General features: G+C 66.4%; 17 protein-coding genes. 7 read left to right on the forward strand and 10 right to left on the reverse strand.

Annotated elements, in window-relative coordinates; genetic code table 11:
• Positions 1–27 precede the first annotated feature (27 nt).
• The gene (locus ACH49N_RS09555; protein WP_109326246.1) at positions 28–1329 is read right to left on the reverse strand and encodes a class I SAM-dependent methyltransferase; all 1302 of its coding nucleotides are present in this window, start codon (positions 1327–1329) and stop codon (positions 28–30) included.
• A complete protein-coding gene (locus ACH49N_RS09560) occupies positions 1326–2777 on the reverse strand; it encodes an FAD-binding oxidoreductase (RefSeq protein ID WP_358272042.1) in 1452 nt (483 codons plus the stop codon). Before ACH49N_RS09560 ends, ACH49N_RS09555 begins: the two co-directional genes overlap by 4 nt.
• Positions 2778–3021: 244 nt before the next feature.
• Between ACH49N_RS09560 and ACH49N_RS09565 the strand changes: the two genes are divergently transcribed.
• The 5 genes from ACH49N_RS09565 (at position 3022) to ACH49N_RS09585 (ending at position 6688) form a co-directional block, all read left to right on the forward strand.
• Positions 3022–3456 carry an SRPBCC family protein gene (locus ACH49N_RS09565; protein WP_358271556.1) on the forward strand — a complete coding sequence of 145 codons (435 nt, stop codon included), beginning with the start codon at positions 3022–3024 and terminating at the stop codon, positions 3454–3456.
• Positions 3457–3613: 157 nt separating this feature from the next.
• Positions 3614–3928, forward strand: a complete 315-nt coding sequence (locus tag ACH49N_RS09570) for a YbaB/EbfC family nucleoid-associated protein (protein WP_236603360.1) — start codon at positions 3614–3616, stop codon at positions 3926–3928.
• Between the two features lie 9 nt (positions 3929–3937).
• Complete coding sequence (gene recR, locus ACH49N_RS09575) at positions 3938–4546, forward strand: recombination mediator RecR (RefSeq protein ID WP_109326261.1); 609 nt, start codon at positions 3938–3940, stop codon at positions 4544–4546.
• A 17-nt stretch (positions 4547–4563) separates the two neighbouring features.
• The gene (locus ACH49N_RS09580) at positions 4564–5133 is read left to right on the forward strand and encodes a TetR family transcriptional regulator (RefSeq protein ID WP_250766513.1); all 570 of its coding nucleotides are present in this window, start codon (positions 4564–4566) and stop codon (positions 5131–5133) included.
• A 76-nt stretch (positions 5134–5209) separates the two neighbouring features.
• Positions 5210–6688, forward strand: a complete 1479-nt coding sequence (locus ACH49N_RS09585; protein ID WP_358271553.1) for an MFS transporter — start codon at positions 5210–5212, stop codon at positions 6686–6688.
• A 125-nt stretch (positions 6689–6813) separates the two neighbouring features.
• Here ACH49N_RS09585 and ACH49N_RS09590 read toward each other — a convergent pair whose 3' ends face one another.
• The 5 genes from ACH49N_RS09590 to ACH49N_RS09610 all read right to left on the reverse strand — a co-directional run bounded on the left by ACH49N_RS09590 (position 6814) and on the right by ACH49N_RS09610 (position 10768).
• On the reverse strand, positions 6814–7140 hold the full coding sequence (locus tag ACH49N_RS09590) for a metalloregulator ArsR/SmtB family transcription factor (protein ID WP_159918921.1): 327 nt from the start codon (positions 7138–7140) through the stop codon (positions 6814–6816).
• Entirely contained in the window at positions 7137–7580 is a 444-nt protein-coding gene (locus ACH49N_RS09595) for an SRPBCC family protein (protein WP_358271551.1), read from the reverse strand. Before ACH49N_RS09595 ends, ACH49N_RS09590 begins: the two co-directional genes overlap by 4 nt.
• Positions 7581–7868: 288 nt before the next feature.
• Positions 7869–8579, reverse strand: a complete 711-nt coding sequence (locus ACH49N_RS09600; RefSeq protein ID WP_358271550.1) for a glutamine amidotransferase — start codon at positions 8577–8579, stop codon at positions 7869–7871.
• A complete protein-coding gene (locus ACH49N_RS09605; protein ID WP_358271548.1) occupies positions 8572–9825 on the reverse strand; it encodes a MurT ligase domain-containing protein in 1254 nt (417 codons plus the stop codon). Before ACH49N_RS09605 ends, ACH49N_RS09600 begins: the two co-directional genes overlap by 8 nt.
• 25 nt (positions 9826–9850) lie before the next feature.
• Positions 9851–10768: an EamA family transporter gene (locus ACH49N_RS09610; RefSeq protein ID WP_358271547.1), complete on the reverse strand. Its 918-nt coding sequence runs from the start codon at positions 10766–10768 to the stop codon at positions 9851–9853.
• 72 nt (positions 10769–10840) lie between these two features.
• On the opposite strand from ACH49N_RS09610, the gene ACH49N_RS09615 reads away from it, so the two are divergent.
• Positions 10841–11734: a LysR family transcriptional regulator gene (locus tag ACH49N_RS09615; RefSeq protein ID WP_358271545.1), complete on the forward strand. Its 894-nt coding sequence runs from the start codon at positions 10841–10843 to the stop codon at positions 11732–11734.
• A gap of 52 nt (positions 11735–11786) precedes the next feature.
• On the opposite strand, the gene ACH49N_RS09620 is transcribed toward ACH49N_RS09615, so the two are convergent.
• The 3 genes from ACH49N_RS09620 to leuA all read right to left on the reverse strand — a co-directional run bounded on the left by ACH49N_RS09620 (position 11787) and on the right by leuA (position 20058).
• Positions 11787–12164: an SHOCT domain-containing protein gene (locus ACH49N_RS09620; protein ID WP_159918926.1), complete on the reverse strand. Its 378-nt coding sequence runs from the start codon at positions 12162–12164 to the stop codon at positions 11787–11789.
• Positions 12165–12317: 153 nt separating this feature from the next.
• Positions 12318–17804 carry a biotin carboxylase N-terminal domain-containing protein gene (locus ACH49N_RS09625; protein WP_358271543.1) on the reverse strand — a complete coding sequence of 1829 codons (5487 nt, stop codon included), beginning with the start codon at positions 17802–17804 and terminating at the stop codon, positions 12318–12320.
• Positions 17805–18249: 445 nt separating this feature from the next.
• Positions 18250–20058, reverse strand: a complete 1809-nt coding sequence (leuA, locus tag ACH49N_RS09630) for a 2-isopropylmalate synthase (RefSeq protein WP_159918928.1) — start codon at positions 20056–20058, stop codon at positions 18250–18252.
• A gap of 230 nt (positions 20059–20288) precedes the next feature.
• Here leuA and ACH49N_RS09635 point away from each other — a divergent pair, with 230 nt between their 5' ends.
• Positions 20289–21305: a hypothetical protein gene (locus ACH49N_RS09635; protein ID WP_317767692.1), complete on the forward strand. Its 1017-nt coding sequence runs from the start codon at positions 20289–20291 to the stop codon at positions 21303–21305.
• Position 21306: the final 1 nt, after the last annotated feature.

Genomic DNA, 21306 nt, shown 5'->3' on the forward strand with positions numbered 1-21306 from the left:
AAAAAGGCGCACGGGCGGCGGAGCCGCCTAGGACCACCACGGGCGGAGCGGGACATGCGCTTCACCCTTCGGCCCGAGCTTGACGGCGAGGACCTGGTGCAGCTGCACGACGTTGCGTTCGAACCCGAGACGCGACCCGGCCATGTAGAGGCCCCATACGCGTGCGGTTCCTTCACCCACGTCGGCGACGCAGGCGTCCCAGTTGTCGACGAGGTTCTGACACCACCCGGCGAGGGTGAGTGCGTAGTGTTCGCGCAGGTTCTCCTCGTGCCGGACTTCGAGGCCCACGTTCTGGATCTCGGAGATGATGCGTCCGGAGCCGGTGAGTTCGCCGTCGGGGAAGACGTACCGGTCGATGAAGCCGCCGGCGCGCGCCTGACTGCGATTGTCGGGACGGGTGATGCAGTGGTTGAGAAGCCGCCCACCCTCCCGCAGTTTGTCTTTCAGCAGGGTGAAGTAGGCGGGGTAGTTGCCGACGCCGATGTGCTCGGTGAGGCCGATCGACGAGATGGCGTCGAAGCCGGTTTCGGGCACGTCGCGGTAGTCGGAGAACCGGACTTCGGCAAGGTCGGACAGGCCCTCTTCGGCGATGGCTTTCTGCGCCCATTCGGCTTGCTCGCGCGACAGGGTGGCGCCGATGACTTTGACGCCGCGCCGGGCCGCGTACCGAACCATCGAACCCCAGCCGCACCCGATGTCGAGCAGCCGGTCACCGGGCTGGAGGCCGAGCTTCTCGAACACCAGCCGGTACTTGTTGTCCTGCGCTTCTTCCAGGGTCTGCTCGGTGTTCTCGTAGCACGCGCACGTGTACGTCATGGAGGGACCGAGGACGTACTCGTAGAAGGTGTTCGAGACGTCGTAGTGGTGGTGGATCACTTCGGCGTCGCGCGCCTTGGAGTGCCGCAGGCCTTCGGCGACGCGACGCCACCGCGGGAGATGCTCCTGCGGGGGAGGGGCGATGGGCCGTAGGAGGTCCCAACCGAGCGAACGGGTGATGGCCGCGAGCGTCAGCGCCGACGGACGACGGAAATGCAGTTCGTCACCCATGACCCGGAGAATTTCGTAGGGGTCGCCGGGGTGGACGCCGCGTGCTTCGAGGTCGCCGGACACGTAGGCCCGGGCCATCCCGAGATCACCGGGTGCGGTTGCAAGGTAGGTGGTTCCGCGGGTGGACTTGAGGTGCAGGCCGTAGGGCGCATCCTCGGGTCCGGCGGCACTCCCGTCGTATGCGGTGAACCGCAACGGGAGCATGCCGTCGGAGAGAGTCTCGAGAATCTCCGCGATGGTCAGCTTCCGGTCTTGTGTGCGGGGAGCTTTCAGAGTTGTCATCGACGTTGCACCGCCTTGGAGAAGAGGTCCAGTAACCGGGAATCGGGATCGTAGTGCTTTTTCAGTTCGGTGTATCGATCGCCGCCGTAGTAGAGGCGTTCGAAATCCGCTCGGGAGTAATAGGAGTCAGAGTAGAGAGACTTGTGTCCGTCGAAGTCGCTGACCTTGTCCTCGATGAGCCGGTTGGCCGCCCCCTCGGGCTCTCCGGGCCGGATGGGCACCGACGACCAGAAGCCGATGTTCACATAGGTGCGTTTCGGTTCGAGAGGATAGAGAGGCCACGGTCGCTGCGACGACGCTCCGGCGGGCGCAGGTTCACGCAAGCGCAACGGGCACAACCACAACGGTTCGATGGGGATCTCGTCGAGAAACCATCGAACGAAGTCGGCGGTGCGCTCGATGGGTACTTCCACGTCCTGCACGACCCGCTCACGTGGGGGATTGCCCTTCCGCTTCTCGAGACGGTCACCGATGTCGTACTTGTGGTCGAGCGCGATGAGCTTCCAGTAGAAGCTGCTACGGAGAAGCTTTTTCGGCCACAGCCTGCGGATCGTCGGGTTCTGGGCGCCGAACGCACGCGAGCACCAGAACCAGTCGGTGTCCCACCGCCACAAGTAATCTCGGGTGGTCAATTTGTCCGTTTTGGGATGGTTCACCGAAGCGTGCTGAATGGACCGGTAGAAGATGTTGCGACCGGTGTAATCGCTGACCGCACCACCCTCGTCGGTCTGGTTGCCCAGCGTCAGATAGCTTTCGGATGCGGTGAACACCACGCCGTCCACGTAGTCGACGGGAATTCCGTCGTAGGTCCGGTCGCCGACGATCCGGTCCATCGTCGACTGCAGCTCGTCGAGTGAGTCGAAACGCAGGTGTCGCAGTGCCACATACCGTTTGACGGGCTCGAGCTGGATCCGCAGGCGGGTCGAATATCCCAGTGTGCCGTACGAATTGGGGAAACCCCAGAACAGATCGGAGTGCCGGCCCTCCGGCGTGGCGGTGATGATGTCGCCGCTGCCGGTCAGAACATCGATCTCGAGCACGGACTCGTGGGGCAGACCGTTGCGGAACGACGTCGACTCGATCCCGAGCCCGGTTACCGCGCCCCCCAGTGTGATTGTCTTGAGCTGCGGAACCACCAGCGGTGCCAGCCCGTACGGCAGGGTGGCGTCCACGAGGTCCTCGTACGTGCACATCCCCGCGACATCTGCTGTCTGCGCCCGCGGATCGACGGAGATGACCCCGCCGAGGCCGGAGACATCGAGTCCTGGGGCGGTGGTGTGTGCGCGGGCCCGAAACAGATTGGAGGTCTTCTTGGCGAGTCGTACGTCGGCGTCCGAAGGGATCGCGCGATACGACGCGAGTAACCGTTCGACACCGGCGCGGTGAGCATCGATCCCGGTCAGGGGCGATGTGCGATGCGCACGGGAGGGGCGTCCACCCTCCCGCATGCTTTTCAGTAGTTCAACCGAAGAGGCAGCCACACCCTGACGCTATCCCTCTCTGGGGATTGAAGCCACGCATATCGCCGCGGCGGGCCGAAGATTCACACAAATGTCTCACCAACGCGCGGGTCGTGACAGCGATCCGGTGACCTAGCTCACAATCGATTGCTGCGCCGTCACCGATGTCCGCATTCGAGAGGCAGGATGGTGAGGGAAGATGCCGTACGAACCGTACTAGAGGAGTCAAACAGTGGGCCAGGTCAGCGCGAGCAGTTCGATTACCGTCGCAGCCACGCCGGAAAAGGTGCTTGCGGCCTTGTCGGACTACGAGACGGTGCGTCCCCGCATCCTGTCGGAGCACTACCGGGACTACCGCGTTCTCGAAGGCGGGCAGGGCACCGGCACCGTGGCGCAGTGGACGTTGAAGGCCACCGACAAGCGGTCGCGTGACATCAAGGCGACCGTCACCGTGGCAGGCGACACGATCACGGAGACGGATGCCAATTCTTCGCTCGTCACCACCTGGGTGGTCGCACCGAGCGGGTCCGGCTCGACCGTCACGACCACCACGCAATGGAAGGGTGCGGGCGGCATCGGCGGCTTCTTCGAGAAGACCTTCGCCCCGCTGGGCCTGAAGAAGATCCAGGCAACGGTACTCGCCAACCTGGAGCGTGAACTCGCCTGACCGTCCCTTCCTGCCCGGCGCCTGCCGGGTAGGGGGATGAGGCCGCCGTGCGCGCTGTCTGGTTCGTCGGCGTGGCGCCACGCCTGCGGCGACCGTCTACGCTGGCAGGGTAACCGCAGAAAGGACCACGTCAGTGCAACCAGGTGGACAGCCCGACATGTCGCAGCTTCTGGCGCAGGCACAGCAGATGCAGCAGCAGCTGATGGCCGCGCAACAGGAGATGGCCGAAGCCGAGGTCACCGGGCAGGCCGGTGGTGGACTCGTCACTGCGACCGTCAAAGGCACAGGTGAAGTAGTCGGTCTGAGGATCGACCCCAAGGTCGTCGATCCCGACGACGTCGAAACGTTGCAGGACCTGGTGATCGGCGCCATCGAGGACGCGTCGAACAAGGCGCAGCAGATCGCGGCGGAGAAGCTCGGTCCGCTGGCAGGTGGATTGGGTGGAGGCCTGCCCGGTCTTCCCGGCTTCTAGAGGTCCGGCGTGTACGAGGGGCCGGTCCAGGACCTGATCGACGAACTCGGCAAGCTGCCCGGTGTCGGGCCGAAGAGTGCCCAACGCATCGCGTTTCACCTGCTCAGCGTTGAACCTTCCGAGATTCAGCGGCTCGAGAACGCCTTGGAGCGGGTCCGTGACGGCGTTCAGTTCTGCGTGGTGTGCGGCACCGTATCCGACAAGGAGTACTGCCGGATCTGCGCCGACCCCCGCCGGGACCGCACGGTGATCTGTGTGGTGGAGGAACCGAAGGACGTGCAGGCGGTGGAGCGGACCCGTGAGTTCAAGGGGCGCTATCACGTGCTCGGGGGTGCCCTCGACCCGCTGTCGGGTATCGGCCCCGACCAGCTTCGCATTCGAGAGTTGCTGGGGCGCATCGCGAATCAGGAGGACGGGGTCGACGTCTCCGAGGTCATCATCGCCACCGATCCCAACACCGAGGGTGAGGCCACCGCCACGTATCTGGTGCGCATGCTTCGGGACTTTCCGGGGCTGACGGTCAGCCGGCTCGCATCGGGGCTGCCGATGGGCGGCGACCTCGAGTTCGCCGACGAACTGACCCTGGGCCGAGCGTTGTCCGGAAGACGCACACTGTGACGTCCGAGCCGACCGCGATGCCCGAACGCGCTGCGACCGCACCTGCGAAACGCACAGCCGAGCAGTCGAGGTCGCTCATCGTCGATGCGGCGGGGCGGGCATTCGCCACCAGGCCCTATCGGGAGATCACACTCAAGGACATTGCCGACGATGCGGGGGTCAGCGCCCCGCTCATCATCAAATACTTCGGGTCCAAAGAGCAGTTGTTCGACACCCTCGTCGATTTCCGGGGGGCCGCCGACATGGCATTCAATGGCCCACTGGACGGGCTGGGCGAGCGGATGGTGTCGATGTTCGCGCGCCCGATGGAATCGTACAAACCGCTGTCGTTGAACATTCTGTTCATGAGCGGGGCCAGCGAGGAGCGGGGCCGCAAGCTGCGTGCCAACTACTCGTCGCAGATGATCGATGCGCTGGCGACACGCTTGACCGGCCCGGATGCGCGGCTGCGCGCGGAACTGGTGATGTCGATGTTGACCGGTCTCGCGGTTATGCGCCGCAAAATGATGCAGGAGTATGCCTCCGGTTCGCCGGAGGAGGTGGTGGCGCACTACGCCCCCCTGGTGCAGCAGCTGCTCGACCCCTGAGAGTTCAGCTTGCGTGGTAAATGACTGTTCACCTAGAGTGGTGAACAGCCATTTACCAACTGTGCGGGGGTGACGCGTGACGATTTCGTTGCCACGGCCACTGTCTTCGTTGCCGCGGGCGTTGTCGGCACGCACGACGGCCAAGCCGCAGTCCCCTCCACTCCCGGTCGGATCGAGGTTCCTTCTCCCCATTCTCGCCTTCGCCGGAGTGTTCCAAGCTGTACTGCAGACGGTGATGGTGCCGCTCCTCCCGAGCATGCCGGCGTTCACCGGCGCCGGGACGACGTCGGTGTCCTGGCTGATCACGGCGACTCTGCTCGTCGGCGCGGTGGTCACTCCCATTTTCGGGCGCCTCGCGGACATGTATGGAAAGAAGCGAATGCTGATGGTGGCGTTCGTCATCATGACGTTGGGCGCAGTGCTGTGCGCGGTGACCTCCGACATCGGTCTGCTGATCTTCGCGCGCGGACTGCAGGGCGTCGGCGGCGCGGTGATCCCGATCGGTATTTCGATCCTCCGCGACGAACTGCCGCCGGAGAAGGTGCACCGCGCAATCGCGATGATGAGTTCCACACTCGGCATCGGCACGGCCCTGGGCCTGCCGTTCGCGGCTGCCATCGCCGAATACTCCCATTGGCACGTTCTCTTCTGGGTGATCGCAGCGATCGGGTTGGCGGTCACCACGGCGGCGGCGTTGTTCATCCGCGAATCGGCGATGCGCTCAGGCGGACGCTTCGACGGGGTCGGCGCGGTCGGGCTGACGGCCGCACTGGTCAGCTTGCTGGTGCCGATCACACAGGGCAGTTCATGGGGCTGGTCGAGTCCCGCGGTGCTGGGCATGTTCGCGTCTTCGGTGTTTCTGTTCGCGTTGTGGGGCTACCAGCAGTTGCGTAACCGGAATCCGCTGATAGACCTGCGAGTCTCTGCGCGCCGGTCCGTTCTCCTGCCGCACGGAACCGCACTTCTCGTCGGGTTCGCCTTCTATGGCAACGCGCTCATCACGACACAGTTGCTACAGGCGCCGCGGAGTGGAGCCGGATACGGGCTGACGATCCTGCAGGCTGCGGTGTGCCAGCTGCCCACCAGTCTGTCGATGATCGTTTTCGCCCAGGTCGGGGCGAGTGTGACCGCGCGGTTCGGGTCGAAGGTGACGATCCTCGCCGGCGCCGTGTGTCTCGTTGCCGGTTACTCGCTGCATGCTGTGCCGGGTAAGGAGTTGTGGTTGGTGATCACGGCGTTGGGTGTCGCGGCCATCGGCACGGCACTGGTCTACAGCACGCTGCCGATGCTGATCGTGCGCGCCGCACCCGCGACGCAGATGGCCGCGGCCAATGGTGTGAACGTCCTGCTGCGGACGATGGGCACCACCATGTGCAGCGCAGTGGTCGCGTCGGTTCTCGCGGCCGGCGTGGTGGGCGGGTCCGCTACTTCAGGGTCGTTCTCGCTGGCGTACGGGGTGTGTGCGGTGTTGGCCGTCTTGGTGTTCGCCGTCTCGCTCGCGTTGCCGGGTCATGACCGGGCGCAAAAAAATGTAATGGAACCTCTTGTGACGTAGATCACTCGGGGGTATCGTAAGTAGTGCGGATCGAGGAAATGTACCTGTGAGCAGAGAAAACTCGTGAAGCAGAGATCCGGCCGAGAATGCAGAAGCATTCCCGGCCGAACCCCTGTCTGGGGTCCTTACATCGATTCTGCGATGTTCTTGATAGCTGCCAGCCGTCGGTCCCACTCGGCACCGATTCGCTCCAGCGTCCGGGCCGTCTTGCCGAGTTCGGCGCCGAGCGCCCGATAGCGAACCTCCCGACCCACCTTCACCGATTCGACCAACCCACAGGCCTGCAGGGCGGTGAGATGCTTGGCGATCGCCTGTCTCGACACCGGCAGTCGGGTGGCGAGGGACGACGCGGAATGATCTGCCCGTCCGAGCTCGGTCAGGATCTCCCAGCGGGTTTCGTCGGACAGGGCCGCGAACACCGAAGCGAGTTCGGTATAGGTGCCCACGGTCATGCCTTCACGCCATGCAGGTAGGCGACCAGTTCGTCGAGTTCGGCGTGCCAACCCTGGATGTTGCCTTCGCGCTGCTGGTTCCGTGCGTCCGCGTCGCGGTCGAGGGTGTCGAATCCAGTCTCGGTCACCGTCAGCTCGGTTCCCGACTCGTGCTCGGCGAGGGTGAACCGGACCAGTGTCGAATTGCCTTCTACAGGATCGGTGTCTCTGTCGGCCGCCCAGCGGAAACCGAAGCTGTTCGGCTCGTCGACCTCGGTCACGATCGCACGGGACGTTCCGTGCCCGTCCCAGGTGAACTCTGCTCTGCCGCCCACGGCGAGGTCGATCTCGGCCTGCTGTCCGAACCATTGGGCGACCTTGTCGGCGTCGGTGATGGCAGCCCAGACTGTCGATCGCGGGGCGCTGATCACAACGCTTCGGGTGATGCTCGTCGAATCCATGTCGATTACCTTCCTTCGCGCGGCTTCTGCAACTCAATGGTTGCACGCACACCCGACTTCTGCAACCCTGCGGTTGCATCAGGTGACATCACGGACGGTTATCCCCAGCCTGTGGAGAGGCTGTGTGTGATTTCTGCCGCCCGAGCGCGCCCGAGCGCGCCGTAGTTCGCCGGGATCGTCGCAGTGCAGAACGGCGAATGGGCGGCATTGTCGGCACAGGGAACCGCCCTCGGACCCGTCCCGGGTCAGAGGGTTCGATCGGCGCAGCGTGGCACTACTCCCGCTGGACTACACGCGCAGGCGTTCCCGGCGCAGCTGTTCGACTTCGGGAAGGTCGAGGGTGGGGAGTTCGTCGACTCCGAGGGCTCGCTTCAAGATGAGGTCGGCGAGTTCGGGATTGCGGGCCAGCGCCGGTCCGTGCATGTACGTGCCGATCACGGAACCTTGGACGACGCCCTCTTGTCCATCGCCGACCCCGTTGCCGACGCCGTGGGTCACGCGGGCGAGGCCGCGCGCGTCGGGGCCGAGAGTCGTTCCGCCGCGGTGATTTTCGAATCCTGTAAGCGGCAGAGTCAGGCCGTCGAGGTGGGGCTTGGTGATCACCTCGCCGATGGACCGGGTGGCCTGCGGAGAGGTGGTGACGTCGAGCATCGACACACCGTCGACGCGTTCACCGCTCGACGTCTCGTACCAGTTGCCCAGTACCTGGATGGCGGCGCAGATCGCGAGCACGGGTGCACCGTGTTCGGCGGCCTTCTGGAGTCCCGGATATTTGGTGAGGTGGCGGGTCGCGAGCCGCTGGGCCGAGTCCTCGGCGCCGCCGAGGGTGTAGGCGTCGAGCGATTCGGGGACCGGGTCGTTCAGGGTGATGTCGACGATCTCGGCGTCGTATCCGCGCATGCGCAGTCGCTGCCGCAGGATGAGAGCATTGCCGCCGTCGCCGTAGGTGCCCATGACGTCGGGGAGTACCAGTCCGATGCGCACCGTGGAGTCAGACATTGCGCGCCTCCTTCGCGATGGCGTTGTTCAGGTCGCGGAATGCGGTGTAGTTGGCGAGCACCTCGACACGTCCTGGCGGGCAGGAAGCGATGGCGCGCAGGGGATTCGGTTGGAGGGTGTGGTCGACGCCCGCGTAGGTGAGGCGCACGGCGAGGTCGGTACCGCGTTCGCCGGCGGCCACCACCTTGACGCCTTCGAAGTGCTCGAAACGCACGTCCCACAACCACGAGAGGTCTTCACCGTCGGGCACCTGACCGTTGACCGCGATCACCAGTCCGTCGACGGTGGGGTCGATCATCGACAGCGCCTCTTGCCAGCCGGCCGGGTTCTTGGCGAGCAGCATGTGGACCGAATGGGGCCCGACTTCGACGGTGCTGTAGCGGCCGGCCACTTCTTGCACGGTGGCTGCGGCGCCGACCGCGTCCTCCGCTTTCGCGCCCATTGCGACTGCGGCGGCCACTGCCTGGGCCGCGTTGCCTCGGTTCGCGCGGCCGGGTAATGCCAGCGTCATGGGAATCTTCAGGCCCTCCGGCCCGTAGAGGTTCTCCTCGTCCAGCCACCAGTCGGGGGTGGGGCGCGCGAAGTCGGAACCGGTACTGCGCCAGTGCGGTCCTTCCCAGACGATCGGCTCACCGGTGCGCGGACAGCTGGCGGCGTCGCTGGCCCAGCCGCCGCCCGCGGCCACCCAGACGACGTTCTTCGCGTCGTAGGCCACCGACGTGACGAGAACGTCGTCGCAGTTGGCGATGACGGTGGCCTCGGGATGCGCGGCGACGCAGGCGCGGAGTTTGCGCTCGATCATGTTGATCTCGCCGACGCGGTCGAGCTGGTCGCGGCTCAGATTGAGGAACACCAGGACTTCGGGATCGACCGCGTCACTGACATGGGGGACGTGCAGTTCGTCGACCTCGAGCGCGGCGAGGGGTGCGTGCACCCGGTTGCTCAGGGCCGCGACGATCCCGGCGTCCATGTTGGCGCCGTCGGCCTGGCTGGCCACCTCGCCGAGGGTCGAGAGCGCGGCAGCCGTCATCCGGGTGGTGGTCGACTTGCCGTTGGTGCCGGTGATCACCGCAGTGCGGCGGCTACGACCGAGCTGTTCCATCAGCGTGGGGTCGATCTTCAGGGCGATCAATCCGCCGATCATCGAGCCCTTGCCGCGTCCCGCCTTCTGCGATGCCCAGGAGGCGGCCGCTGCTGCCCGGAGGGCGACCTTGCCGCGTGTCGTGATCCCAGTTCCAGTACTCACTCCGCGAGTTTTGCACAGGGTCCGGTCAGACGCCGACTCGCGCCGGTGGACGGACGTGCGGAGATGGGTCCTGGCGTGCCTTGCCGCTCACCTGGGTGGCTGCCGCACCGGCGATGACCACCGCTCCACCGATCAGCGACACGACGCTCGGTTCTTCGTGCAGTACCAGCCACGCTGCCCCGATGCCGACAACGGGAACGAGGAGGGACAACGGTGCGACGGTGCCCGCCGGATAGCGGCTGAGCAGAGCCGTCCAGAGGCCGGAGCCGACGATGGTGCCGAGGATCACGATGTAGGCGAGTCCGGCGAGCGCCAGCGGGCCGTTGCCGAGAAGCGAAGACGTCAGCGCGTTCCAGCCGGACGAGGGTCCTTCGACCGCGAACGAGAGTGCGAGCATGGGCAGCGGGGGAATGACGCACATCCACAGCATCAGCCGCATCGGCTGGTCGGAGGCCGCCTTCCGGTTTCCGAGGTTGCCCAGCGCCCACGACAGGCCGGCGAGCAACGTCAGAACCACGGGGAGGAGGGCGGCGTGCTGGGACCGGTCCCAGCCGATGAGCGCCATCCCCGACATCGCCATGAGGAGCCCGCCCACCTGCACCGGCCGCAGTCGCTCGCGGAGCAGGATTGCGCCCAGTACGACGGTGAACGGCGCCGACGACTGCAAGACCAGTGACGCCAGCCCGGTGGGCATCCCGACGTGCATGGCCCAGAACAGGAACGTGAATTGCCCGATTCCGAAGCCGGTGCCGTAGAGCAGCAGCCACGTGGTGGGGACCTGCGGCCGCGGAACGAACAAGACCACCGGGATCGCGATGAGAAGAAAGCGCACTGCCGCGAAGAAGAACGGCGGGAAGTGATCGAGACCGGCGCGAATGGCGAGAAAGTTCAGACCCCACAACACGACGACGGTAAGTCCGAGGAGCCGATCGCGGGTGGTCATGTGCTCCATCGTGAGCCTGCCAAACCATCAGGACAAGCACTTTATAGTGCATTGTCCATGTAGTTTTACTTCATGGATGCGACCCGCCTGCGAGTTCTGCGTGAGCTGGCGGACCGAGGGACGGTGGCCGCCACTGCCGCGGCATTGTCGATGACCCCGTCCGCCGTATCGCAGCAATTGAAGATCCTGGGGCGGGAAGCAGGCGTGACCCTGCTCGAACCCGACGGCCGGCGCCTGCGGCTCACCGACGCCGGACAGGCCCTCGTGGTGCGGGCCGACGACGTCCTGGCCGCCCTGGACCGGGCAGCAGCGGAGATGGACGCCTACCGGGGGTCGCCGCGAGGCCGCGTCCGGGTGGCACTGTTTCCCTCCGGCGCCGCATTGCTGCTGCCCCGGCTGCTCGACGTCCTCGCCGGAAGCGGCGTGGACGTGCAGCCGCGCGACGAGGATCTGCCCTCGTCGGCAGTGCCGACGCTGCTCGCCGACTACGACGTGGTTCTCACTCACCGGGATGAGCGTGCCGCCGACACGTCGTCACCGCGGGTGACCGCCGAACCGCTCATGCGTGAGCCGATCGATCTGATCCTGCCGCCCGGGCATCGCTTCGCGGGGCAGAAGTCGGTGCGACCGGAACAGTTGGCCGACGAGAGCTGGATCAGCGTGCGCGGCGGATTCCCCGTCGATGACGTTCTGCTGTCGGTGGCCGCGGCAACCGGAGTGCAGCCGCGGGTGGTGATGCGTATCAACGATTTCCGGGTCATCGAGGAACTGGTGGCCGGCGGGCACGGCGTCGCGCTGCTGGCCCGCCATGCTGTGACCCACCCGTTGGTGGTCCGGTTGCCCCTCGCCGGTGTTCGGGCGGCGCGCATTTACGAACTGGCTCGTCGCCCGGCGGCCGATGCCATTCCTGCCGTCGCAACGGTGCTTCAGGCGTTCCGGGACGTCGCGGCGGAGCTCACGGACTGACACGGCACAGGGACCCGCCCGAAAGCGGGTCCCCTCGGGAAGTGGGCCAGGATCAGCCCAACGCCTTCGCCTTCAACGTCTCGTACTCCTGTTGATTGATGGTTCCGGCATCGAGCAGGCCTTTCGCGTCCGCGATCTGCTCCGCCGACGACTTGCCCGCGACCTCGCGAATGTAGCTGTCCTGGGCCTGTTTGACCTGCTGAGCCGCGGCCATCGACCGCTGCGCCATGCCGTCGCTCCTGACGATCAGGTACACCAGCGCGGTCAGGAAGGGGACGATGAACAGGAAGATGATCCAGATGGCCTTGACCCAGCCCGACGACTTATGGTCGCGGAACAGGTCGGTGATGATGGAGAACAGCAGGATCAGGTAGGCCACGAAGGCGAACGTGGTGATGATTACCCAGAGGAAGTCCCAGAACGAGTCCATTGCAGCGCTCCATTTCACACAGTCGAAGGAAGTCTGCGCCGACTATCGCAGCTTCCCGCGCCGCCCGCGTCATCCGAAACAGGTGAGATGGGGATGGCCCAGTACACGAAACGGCCGCGACACCCGAAGGTGCCGCGGCCGTGTCGCGTCGTTCTAGCTCGCTGATTCCACCGCTCGTCGCATACCGCGCTCGACGGCACCGATGATGTAGGGGCGGAGTTCGACGGCGGGGATGACCGCGTCGACGGAGCCGACCTGCTGCGCGCGCTGAATGTTGTGCACGGCCTCGAACTCGGCGGCGACTTCACCGAGCTTCTCGTTGCGGACCGCAGCCTGCTGGGCGGCCAGCTCGACGCGCAGGTGAGCCTGCTGGGCGTCGGTCTGGGCGCCGGCCAGGTTGGCCTCGAGTTCCCGGATCGTCGGGTCGGCGGCCACCCGCGAGTTGACCTCGCGTGTGAACACCACGGCCGCGGCGGGCGCGCCACCGAGCACCGACGCGAAGGAACCCTCGACCGCGAGAACTTCCATGTTGTCGTTGAGCGCCCCGGAGAACACGACGAACGCGCCGCCGTGGTAGCGGGAGATGACGCAGAACACGATCGGGCCGTCGAAATTGACGATGGCGCGGCCGATTTCGGCGCCGTACTCGAGCTGGATGTGCCGCAGCGAGTCGGGGGACCCGTCGAAGCCGGACAGGTTGGCCAGCACGACGAGGGGACGGCTTCCGCTGGCGGCGTTGATTGCCCGCGCCGTCTTCTTCGACGACTGCGGGAACAACGTTCCGGCGGTCCACTGGTCGGGGCCGTTGGCCGGCGACCATCCCTTACGGGCGATGGCCCGCGACTCGATGCCGATGACACTCACCGGGTAACCGCCCAGGTGCGCATCCATGACGACGGACGTGTCCGCGTCCGCCATGTCGGCCCACCGCTCCAGCACCTGGTGGTCCTGGTCGACGAGCGCCCGCATCACGGTGCGAATGTCGAACGGCTTCTTGCGTTCCGGGTTCGTCTCTGCCGAGAAGATGTCACCGACCGTGGTGAAGTCGCTCGACGGGTGGACGTGCGGGAAGGTGCGCACGTCGCGGCCGATGGGGTCGGCGGTGTGGGCCCGACGCGGGAACCGTTCCCCGGCAACCACATACGCATGGTCGTAGTGGGCGAACAGGATCTGGCAGGCCGCGGGCAGGTTGGGAGCCCAGTACTGCGCCTCGCCGTTGGGTCCCATGACGCGGTCGTAGCCACCGATACCGAAGTTGTCCTCGGCCGAGACACCACCCGAGTAGTCGAGCGAGTTCTTACCGGTGAGCACCATGGCGCTGTCGGGCGTCATCACGAGGATGCCCTTGGTGTGCATCAGCATCGTGGCTTCGGCGTTCCAGTAGGGCTGCGCGCCGACGTTGATACCGGCCACGATCACGTTGACCTCGCCACCGTTCTGCGTGAACGTGATGATGCGACGCAAGCCGCGGGACACCCAGTCCATGTTCTCGGTGCCGCTGTCCATGGAGATCGTCGCCCCGGACGACAACGCGAACCACTCGACCGGCACACCCAGCTCCTCGGCCAGGTCGACGCCCGCCACGAGACGCGCGCACTCGGCTTCGGCGACGGTGCCCAGCGCCTTGGTCGGATCGCCGAAGAGCGCGACCCGGGTCATGCCCTCGGGGTGCCGTTCGGTGCGGGCGGTGACCAGACCGACGATGAGGCCGGCGCGGTTCTGTCCGTACGGACGGTCCACCGGAACCAGTCGGCCCGACTCGTCCAGGTCGTGCTCGACGAAGGTTCCGTCGCGACCGGTGAGCAGGGGAATCAGCTCGTACGGGTAGACGGTGCCGCGGGCGCGGGAACTGCGGACCTTCTGGGTGTACGCGTCGAGCGGCTGCAGCGGCTCGGTCGGCGGGTCGGTGACCTTGACTACGACGCCGCTGCCGGTGCGGTAGGAGAATCGCAGTGCCTTCTCCTGCGACTCCGTTCCGGCCGGGCCCTGGAGCCGGGCGATCACGGTGATCTCCTCGAGCCCGGCGCCCGCGGTGAGCGGGGCCGCGACCCGCGCGAATTCCTGCAGGTCTTCCACCGGAGCGTCGATCTTCGGCCACACGTACAGCACGACGCGGTTGGCGTCGAGCTTGCGCTTGCTGCCACGGGCCGCCTGAGCTCGCCGGATGCCGTCGAGGCAGGACTGGAGCACGCGCTCGGCAGCGGGAACGCCGATCACCTGGCCGTCCTCGTTGCGGACGGGGGTGATGTCGCGGATTTCGGCGAGTGCGATGAGGCGCTCGTCGGTGGGGTTCTCGGGCGACACCAGGTGGAACAGGAACGTGTCCGCCGCCGCGGGCAGGCGGGTGCCTTCGAAGTTCTTCAGGCGCCACAGATCGAAGCGCTGACCGGTGAGCGGGTGCATGTCCCGGATCAGTGTCTCTTCCGCGAGCACACCCGCGTCCGGGCGGTAGGTGAACTTGCGGACGTCGATGCCGACGCCACCGAAAACGGACACCGTGACACGGCGGCAGGAGGCGATCAGGGGCAGCGTCGCCAGCGTCTTGCGCAGGTCCTCCGACATCGTGTCGGGATCGGCCGGTGGCTCGGACCACGACAGGTACAGGTCGAGGACGAGATTGTCGGGGGTCTCCGAGGCGACGTCACCGATTTCGGTGAGCGCACCGGGCAGTTCGGCGTAGTCGGCGACGGCCGACACGAGGTGCAGACGCTCCCCGAGCAGGTCGAAGTTGCCGGTGACGAAGTGCCGTCCGCCACGATCGAACGCTGCGACGTCTTCGAGCGTGCGGATGTCGTAGTAGCGGCGGGTGACCACCTCGAGCAGCGGGCCCACGGTGGCGCTCTTGCGGGCGATGCGCTGTCCGAGCAGCTCGGTCAGCGACTGCGGGGTGGCGACCAGCGCTTCGAGACGTTCCTGGTAGTCGTCGGCGCCGGGATGCTCGGCGAGGTACTCGAGGCTGCCGCGGACACCGTCGTACACCTGTTCGCGGGCCTTGCGGATCTGCGGCTCGTCGAAGAAGCGGAAGCGGACGTTGCGGGCGACGTTGCCGATCACCGGGTAGCGGACCTGGGTGGCGACGATCAACCGGTCCAGCACCTCACCGAGTCCGCTCGGGGCGCGGCCGGGTGCGTTGCCGTCGTTCAGCCAGCGGTCGAGCAGTGCGGCGATGACGGGAACCTGATTGTCCATTCGCTGCTGCGCGAGGAAGAGGCGGTAGACCGCTTCCTCGAGCTCGGCGGTGCGCTCGAGATCGGTGACGTCGTAGTGGCGCAGAGCGCGCGACAACCGGGTCTGGAAGGACTCCGGAAGCCCCTCGAGCTCGACGTCCAGGGTGTGGAGATAGGTGTGGAAATGCTCGCGCGGGCTGTGCACCCGCTCGTCGCCGTCTTCCTCGGCCACCGTCGGACGGTTACGGCCGATCTCGCAGATGTCGGCGAACGTGGTGAGCAGCGCCAGCTCGGCCTGCACGAGGTCGGGATCGCCGGCGATCTGTGCCCGCAGCTTCTCGTACTGGGCGAGCAGCACGCCGGCCCGCTTCGCGCTGACGTCGTACCCGGTGAGCAGCGCGCCGAGCGCATCGATCTGCGCAAGGGCATCGAGGCGCGCGTCACCGTGGGGTGCCGGGGCGCCGAGATCGAATTCGACGCGGGGCGACTGCTGCGCCGTGGACTCGTCGGAGCTTTCCTCCACCCGCAGCAGCGCCGTTCCGGCGTCCACCTGCGAGTTGACCATGGCCAGCACTTCCCGGACACGGCCGGCGACGGGCGCGCGGACCGCGGTTTCCATCTTCATGCTCTCGAGGACGACCAAGGTGGCGCCGACCTCGACCTCGTCACCGACGGACACCGGCACCGCGACCACGACTGCCGGGGCGGGGGCGCGCACGACGCCGGCCTCGTCCTGGCTGATCTGGTGGCTGATGCCGTCGACCTCGACGAGGTACTGGGCGCGTCCCGCGACGGAGACGACGTGGTGGCGGCGGTCGCCGATCACCAGGCGGCTCTCGAACTCGCTGAGCCGGTCCACCTCGACCTCGGTCTCGGGGGCGTCCCCGTCGACGCGGTAGCGGTGGGCGCCGACCTGAGTGACGGTGAGTCCGTATGCCTGACCCTGGTAGCTGAGCTCGACCTTGCGGCCGATGGCGTGGCCGGCGCGGGGCCGCCCACCGCGGGCAGACGAGAGGAATGCCTGACGCTCGAGCTTCTCCTCGGCGTCGTAGACGTCGATGGCGGCGGCGATCAGCGCGACATCAGCGGTGCGGGACGGCGCGTTGGACGTGCCCGCGTCGGTGCGGTCCAGCCAGCCGGTGTCGGCGGACGCCGTGATGACCTCTTCGCGGTCGAGCAGATCGAGCAGGAAGGACTTGGTGGTGGTGCCGCCGCGCAGCACGACCGTGGTCTCCCGCAGCGCCGTGCGCAGCCGGGCCAGTGCCTCGGAGCGGTCGCGGCCCCAGGCGATGACCTTGGCGACCATGGAGTCGTAGTCGGGCGGGATGACGTCGCCCTGCGCGATGCCGGTGTCGACGCGCAGGCCGCTGCCGAGCGGGAACTTGAGCAGTTGCACCGCGCCGGGGGCGGGTGCGAATCCGTTGGCGGCGTCTTCGGCGTTGAGCCGGGCTTCAATGGCGTGGCCGAACTCGGGCGGGCAGTCACCCACGAGGGGTTCGCCGCTGGCCACGAGGATCTGCAACTTCACCAGGTCGATTCCCGTGGTGGCCTCGGTGATGGGGTGCTCCACCTGCAACCGGGTGTTCACCTCGAGGAAGGTGAAGGTCTTCTGCTCCGGCTGGTAGAGGTACTCCACAGTGCCTGCGCCGCGGTATCCGGCTGCACGCACGAGTTCGCTCGACACGGTGCGGAGGTGATTCGACTGCTCTGCGGTGAGGAGCGGCGAGCTGGACTCCTCGATGACCTTCTGGTTCTTGCGCTGGATGGAGCAGTCACGCACACCAGGAGCCCAGACGTTGCCGAAGTTGTCGGCAATGACCTGTACCTCGACGTGGCGCGCATCGGTGACCAGTCGTTCGATGAAGACGACGGGGTCGCCGAACGACCGCTGGGCCTCACCCTGCGTGCGCTCGAGCGCGAGTTCGAGTTCGTCCTCGGACCACACCTTGCGGATGCCGCGGCCACCGCCACCACTGCGGGCTTTGATGATGAGCGGGTAGCCGATCGCCTGGGCGTGGCGACGTGCGTCGGCGCGGGTGGCGACGGGTCCGCCACTCCACGGTGCGACCGGGACGTCGACCTTCTCCGCGAGGAGCTTGGCCTCCACCTTGTCACCGAGCAGACGCATCGCTTCAGCGGGCGGACCGATGAAGGTGATTCCCAGCTGTTCGCACACCTCGACGAAAGCGGGATCCTCGGCCACGAAGCCCCAGCCCACCCACACGGCGTCGGCCTTGCTCTCACGCAGGGCGCGGGCCAGCTCGGCGTGGTCGAGGTAGGCCGTTCCGCTCTTGACTGTGCGCAAGCACACACCTTCGTCGGCCTGGCGCACGAACATCGCGCGGCGCTCCGCCTCGGTGTGCAGTGCAACCGTCGTGATGCCGTAGTTGTGCTCGGCATTCAGTTCACGCACGGCTCGAATCAGGCGGACCGCAGCCTCGCCGCGATTGACAATCGCTATTCGCTTGAACATCAGTTAGCGCTCCGTTTCCGTAAAACTCATTGATCCGCAGAGTGTTTCGATGGCCAAGGCCATATCCGCCGTGGACTGGGTGCCGCCTTCGCGGACACACGCACCCCTGCACAACCCACTTGTCCCCTCCAGAGGTGCCCCGAATGCGATCATCGGGTCCTGCCACTCTGCAGGACCCGATGCCCGGGAACTGGAGCATAACGTCGATTTTTTGTACCCGCGCGTAACTTCAGCGCGGGTCACGTTCGGTTTGTCAAGTGTTCAAGAAGTTACCTGTAACGCATTGTCACGTCGTGAGTTTCGGGGCGAACGACGAAAACGTCACGCCGCAGCGCACTTTCACCTCAAGTTACCGAGCGGTTCGGTCCGCCGGCGCAGAGGCCTGGAAAAACGCGAACGCCGCGAGCACGCACGGGGCGCACTCGCGGCGATACGGACGAATCGGTCAGTGAGCGCGATTGACTGCCGAGACGACGGCGCGCAGCGACGCCGTGGTGATCGACGTGGCGATACCGACACCCCACACCACCGTGCTCCGGCCGTCGGGCGCAGTAACGGCGCACTCGACGTACGCAGCGGCCTGGGCGTCGTCACCCGCCGACATCGCGTGCTCGGAGTAGTCGAGCACCCGGACATCGAAGTCGATGGTGGCGAGCGCGTCGACGAACGCGGCGAGCGGGCCGTTGCCCGAACCCGAGATCTCCTGTTCCTTGCCGTTCACCTTGACCGTTGCGGTGATGGAGTCGGTGCCGCCGTCCTCTTCGGACGCGGTGACCTTCTGCTTCATCCGCTCGAGTGGGGTGATCGGAGCGAGGTACTCCTCGTGGAAGACGTCCCACATTTCCTTCGGGGACACCTCGCCGCCCTCGCCGTCGGTGATCCGCTGGACCGCCTGGGAGAACTCGATCTGCAGCCGGCGCGGCAGCACCAGCCCGTGGTCGGCCTTCATGATGTAGGCGACGCCACCCTTGCCCGACTGAGAGTTGACGCGGATGACTGCCTCGTAGGTGCGGCCCACATCCTTGGGATCGATCGGCAGGTAGGGAACCGCCCACTGAATGTCGTCGACGTCGGCGTCCTGGGAGTCGGCATCGATCTTCATGGCGTCGAGGCCCTTGTTGATGGCGTCCTGGTGGCTGCCGGAGAAGGCGGTGTACACGAGGTCGCCGCCGTACGGGTGGCGTTCGTGGACAGGCAGCTGGTTGCAGTACTCCACCGTGCGGCGGATCTCGTCGATGTTCGAGAAATCGATCTGCGGGTCGACGCCGCGGGTGAACAGGTTCAGACCCAGCGTGACCAGGCAGACGTTGCCTGTGCGCTCGCCGTTGCCGAACAGGCATCCCTCGATGCGGTCGGCGCCCGCCTGATAGCCCAGTTCCGCGGCCGCGACACCCGTGCCGCGGTCATTGTGGGGGTGGAGCGAGAGGATGACGGAGTCGCGGCGGGCCAGGTTGCGGTGCATCCACTCGATCGAGTCGGCGTACACGTTCGGAGTGGCCATCTCGACGGTGGCCGGCAGGTTCAGGATGACCGGGTTCTCGGGGGTGGGCTGCAAGACCTCGGTGACGGCGTCGCACACCTCCTTGGCGTACTCGAGTTCCGTGCCGGTGTACGACTCGGGCGAGTACTCCCAGCGCCACTGCGTGTCCGGGTACTTCTTCGCCTCTTCCAGGGCCAGAGCGGCCGCATCGGTGGCGATCTTCTTGATGACGTCGCGCTCGGCCTTGAACACCACTCGGCGCTGCAGGATGGAGGTGGAGTTGTAGAAGTGCACGATCACCTTCTCGGCGCCCTCGCACGCCTCGAATGTGCGCTTGATCAGCTCGGGGCGCGACTGCGTGAGCACCTGGATGGTGACGTCAGCCGGGATGGCGCCGTCTTCGATGATCTCGCGGACGAAGTCGAAGTCCGTCTGGCTGGCCGACGGGAATCCGACCTCGATCTCCTTGTAGCCCATCCGCACGAGCAATTCGAACATGCGCCGCTTGCGGGCCGGGCTCATGGGATCGATCAGAGCCTGGTTGCCGTCGCGGAGATCGACCGCACACCATTGCGGGGCGCGGTCGATGGTCTTGTCGGGCCAGGTGCGGTCCGGCAGCGACACCGGTTCCACTTCTTCGGCGAACGAGCGATACCGGAACGTCGGCATCGACGAGTTCCTCTGGGTGTTCCACGCCGGCTGGTCGGCGGGAGCAGGCTTGGAAGGCGGCGTGATGGTGCGCGTTCCGGTGGTGAAAGCGTCAGCGGGGGACATGGGATTGATCTCCAGATTCGTTGCGGACTTTGTGAGCCCAACGGCTGTGTCGACCGGCGCACGAGAACCCCGCGACGGGAAGCCAGTCTGGATCAGACCCCGTCGCGGCAACCAAGGAGAAGTGCGCGATGCATAACGAGCACTCTACTCCTGAGCCTATTCTCCGTGTGTAGGGGTTCGGCACGTTTCCGGATGTGCCGCCGTTCGACACGTCGAGCGAGGGAGGTGCAGTGCGTCACATCTCGCGGGTCACTCCGATGGTTCTCGCCATCGTTTTCGCAGCGTGTTCCCTGTCCTGCGGGGTGAACGTGGACGGCTCGCCGCGTGTCGTCGGGGTGGGTGCACCGGTCTACGGCCGGCCTGTCAGCGACTTCGTCCGCGCAGAGCTCGCGGTGGCTGCGGCGGCCAGAGCCGTCGAACCGTGCGGACTGCTCGATGCAGCCGGGGTGGCGTCGTTCGGCGTACTCACCGCATACGGTCCGGCAGGCGACCTGTCGACGTGCCATGCCGAGGTGATCCCGCCCGGCGGTACACCGGTCGATCCGTCCTGGATCGAGGTCGTGGTGGGGGAGCGTGAACCGTCCGAGGGAGTCGGCCGCGGCCGCGCCGCCGGTGGCATCGAGGTGCGCCCGGCGCTGTCGCCGCTACCCGGTACATGCACGCTCTACTTCTCGCTGCCACCGGTTCCGGGAGGCGCCGCGCCGGAGCGCTGGGGTCACGTCTCCTATCTCGACGGAACTGCCGGTGTGGTGAGGCCGGATGCCGGTGACGACTGCGCGGAGGCGAGAGCCGTCCTCGGGGCGGTGACGGCCAGGCTGCATTCGGCTCCGCGGGGTACCGCGAATATCCCACTGGCGCAGCAAGACCCGTGCCGGGTGGTCGAAAAGGTGACCGAACCCGAGATCGCGACGTTCGCCCCGGGCAGTCGGCCGTACGAGTGCCGCCTGACCCTCGGACGCGGCGACGAGGCGTCCGTGCGGTTCGCCCTGTCCACCCCACCGCCGCGGACCGGGGGACCGGAGGTGGTCGAGATCGACGGAGAGTCGTTCGCCTTCTTCGAGGACGGGCTCGAATGCCATTACTACTTCTATCCCGGAGAAATTGTCGACACCAACGTGCCGCACAGCCCGATGAGCGAAATTGCCCGACGCGGCAACAGACTGACCGCCTCGGTGGCGGCAACGGCGCGTGATTGCGAAGACGCGCAAATGCTGGTGCTCGCCGCGGCAGAAATGTTCGACTACTGAC

The sequence above is a fragment of the Rhodococcus sp. NPDC019647 genome, assembly GCF_044389235.1.
In the GTDB taxonomy this organism is placed as follows: domain Bacteria; phylum Actinomycetota; class Actinomycetes; order Mycobacteriales; family Mycobacteriaceae; genus Rhodococcus_F; species Rhodococcus_F oxybenzonivorans.

Bases quoted from the DNA above. Each gene is read 5' to 3' on its own strand.
- ACH49N_RS09555 (WP_109326246.1), bottom strand. From the start codon at position 1,329: ATGACAACTCTGAAAGCTCCCCGCACACAAGACCGGAAGCTGACCATC.
- ACH49N_RS09560 (WP_358272042.1), bottom strand. From the start codon at position 2,777: ATGCGGGAGGGTGGACGCCCCTCCCGTGCGCATCGCACATCGCCCCTG.
- ACH49N_RS09570 (WP_236603360.1), top strand. From the start codon at position 3,614: ATGTCGCAGCTTCTGGCGCAGGCACAGCAGATGCAGCAGCAGCTGATG.
- ACH49N_RS09580 (WP_250766513.1), top strand. From the start codon at position 4,564: ATGCCCGAACGCGCTGCGACCGCACCTGCGAAACGCACAGCCGAGCAG.
- ACH49N_RS09590 (WP_159918921.1), bottom strand. From the start codon at position 7,140: ATGACCGTGGGCACCTATACCGAACTCGCTTCGGTGTTCGCGGCCCTG.
- ACH49N_RS09595 (WP_358271551.1), bottom strand. From the start codon at position 7,580: ATGGATTCGACGAGCATCACCCGAAGCGTTGTGATCAGCGCCCCGCGA.
- ACH49N_RS09600 (WP_358271550.1), bottom strand. From the start codon at position 8,579: ATGTCTGACTCCACGGTGCGCATCGGACTGGTACTCCCCGACGTCATG.
- ACH49N_RS09610 (WP_358271547.1), bottom strand. From the start codon at position 10,768: ATGACCACCCGCGATCGGCTCCTCGGACTTACCGTCGTCGTGTTGTGG.
- ACH49N_RS09615 (WP_358271545.1), top strand. From the start codon at position 10,841: ATGGATGCGACCCGCCTGCGAGTTCTGCGTGAGCTGGCGGACCGAGGG.
- ACH49N_RS09620 (WP_159918926.1), bottom strand. From the start codon at position 12,164: ATGGACTCGTTCTGGGACTTCCTCTGGGTAATCATCACCACGTTCGCC.
- ACH49N_RS09625 (WP_358271543.1), bottom strand. From the start codon at position 17,804: ATGTTCAAGCGAATAGCGATTGTCAATCGCGGCGAGGCTGCGGTCCGC.
- leuA (WP_159918928.1), bottom strand. From the start codon at position 20,058: ATGTCCCCCGCTGACGCTTTCACCACCGGAACGCGCACCATCACGCCG.